At 39.5% G+C, this 2,336-nt stretch carries 1 protein-coding gene; it reads right to left on the reverse strand.

The features are described 5' to 3' along the window. Positions 1 to 64 precede the first annotated feature (64 nt). A complete protein-coding gene (locus tag BN587_RS00520) occupies positions 65 to 2,269 on the reverse strand; it encodes a restriction endonuclease PLD domain-containing protein (protein WP_021719218.1) in 2,205 nt (734 codons plus the stop codon). Positions 2,270 to 2,336 lie beyond the last annotated feature (67 nt).

The following is a 2,336-nucleotide window of genomic DNA, read 5'->3' on the forward strand; positions in this document are numbered from 1 at the left end:
GGATTAGTAGTATCATTAGCAATTTTTCCAATGATAATTTCACTTTTAGGAAGGCTTTTTTGTGTCATTCCCAGAACTTTAAGGAATCTAATAGATTCTTTTTGCCGATTTTGATATGGAAGAATTTTTCCGTCTTTTTTAACGGCATTATTATATATCGTCCTTCAAGCGTTGTGAATTCTATACCGTATTTCCGCTGGAAGTTTCTCGCTTTGTATTGGTCTTCAAATTTGATTTTGATATAGTCCAGCTTCTTGTTGATTTCCCATTCGTCCCCGATTTTTGAGTAAAGGTCGATAAAATCGAGAATGTTTTGGTCAAGATTTGCCTTGATCAGATAGTATTGGATGTCGTATTCTTTGATGTATGGATACTTTTTGATATCGATATGTTCGCTTAATATAGAAAGCAGCACCCTTGATGACAAGAGGAGAATATCAGGTATCGGAGCGTCTTTATCCGAAGAATGAATGGTCTTAAGGAATCCCGGAAGCAACACGAGCATTCTTTTCAGATATTCTTTGTACAGGCAGCCTGAAAGCATATCCAAATCGTTTTCAAAAAGCTTTCTTTGCAGGTTGCTCATACGGTTTGTGAACATGTTGATTTCGAAAGTGATTGTTCTTTTGCTCAACGCTTCATCAATCTCTTTTACATCGTTAGTCGCCATAATCATAGGGGACCAGAATTGGCTTGTGCTGTCGTGTTTGATAAACTTGGCACTGTATTCCTGCCAGCGTTTGGGGCTGAGCTCGTCGATCATGATTGGGAATCCCTTAGTAAACTCCAATTTCTGTTTCAGTGCTGCAGGAGCGTTTTCCTTGTCTTCCGCTTTTTGGATAAGTCCGCCTTCACCCTCAATTTTGGGGTGGAACTGGTTGAACATCAGCTTCAGAATGAATTTCATCAACGACGATTTGCCGCTGTTAGTAGTTCCCTTTAGGATAAGGAACAGGGGATATGGAAAGACCTGCGTACTGGTTCCTATTGTCTCGTGCCTGCAAAGAGGAAGGAACGGGGCGCAGAACGCGTAGTTTACGGTTGCATAGTATTTGTCTATGTTGGTCTTCACGTTGCCCTGAAATGGCGGCTGTTTTTCAAAGAAGCCTTGGAAATATTTTACGAAGATCTCTATATCTTTGGCAAATTTATCCTTAGGAATATCAGATGTATCAATAGGATTGCCTTTATAATATGCTTTTTGTTTGTATTTGTCGATATAGAAATCAGGGTACGTCTCGTATGTCCTTCGGGTTTGGTCGGCGGCTATATTGATTTTTTGAGAAAATTCCTTTGTTTTGGTATAGGTTATCAGTACTTTGTTGCTTTTCTTTTCCAAAAGGTCTTCCGGATTTATATTGTTTTTCTCGATAAATTTGTTGAATTCGTCTTTTTGAACCGTATAGAAGATTTCTTCTTTGGGCGGAGTCATTATCTCTATGATTTTCTCCTCCTTGATCTGCTGGAAGAACGGAAGGTTTTCCGTAGTGGTCAGTTTCAGTTCCCTTATGTTCTTTACGGTCAGGTTTTGGCTGCTTAGCTCTTTTGTCTTCAGGTATATGCTTAGAAAAAGATCGTAAGTGTCGAAATCGTCAGAAACCATAATCGTTTCCAGCTGATTACCGGTCGAACCGAAAGCCTTCAAAGAGAGGTTTGCGCTGCCGACTATGGTTCTGAAATTGTTTTTTTCGTCTGACAACAGATAGATTTTTTGGTGGCTCGTATGCGCGTCAATGCTTGTAACGAATAAGGAAAGTTTGTCCTGTTCTATTTTGTCGATTAAGATATTGTTGTTCTTAAAATTTTCTTCCTGTAATGTCTTTACCGTAGCATATTGTGCCGCTATGATGTCTTTTATAGATCCTAGGATGCTTTCGTTGCCGAAGATGATTTCAACGTTGTTGATAATCTTTACGACCTGTTTCAACATCCCTATGCTGGAAGAATATGTGATGGCTTTAAGGGACGTGTAGCCGGCAAAAAGTTCCTGCCATGAACCCACACTGCTTTTTCCCAAAGTCTTGAATAGAGTAACGGGAAGGTCTTTCCCTTGGCTGTTGGGATTCGTATAAGTTCCGGAAGACAGGCTTGGATTACTGTTTTTTTCTTGTGCCGGTTCTTCTTGTTCTTCTGAGGCCTTTTCGGGTTCGCTTGCAGAATTCGTATTGTTTGTGTTTTCTTCCTTAAAGCTGACTTGTTGGATTTGTTCTGTCTCACAGAAATCAAATAGTGATTCAGTTATTGGTTCTTGTTGTTTCTTCTTGGCCAAAGATCTGGTTCTGCTATTAAAAACATATACAAATGTGTATATGCTAGATGATTCGCTACAATCTCAC

This window comes from Phascolarctobacterium succinatutens CAG:287 (assembly GCF_000434895.1).
GTDB lineage: Bacteria > Bacillota > Negativicutes > Acidaminococcales > Acidaminococcaceae > Phascolarctobacterium_A > Phascolarctobacterium_A succinatutens_A.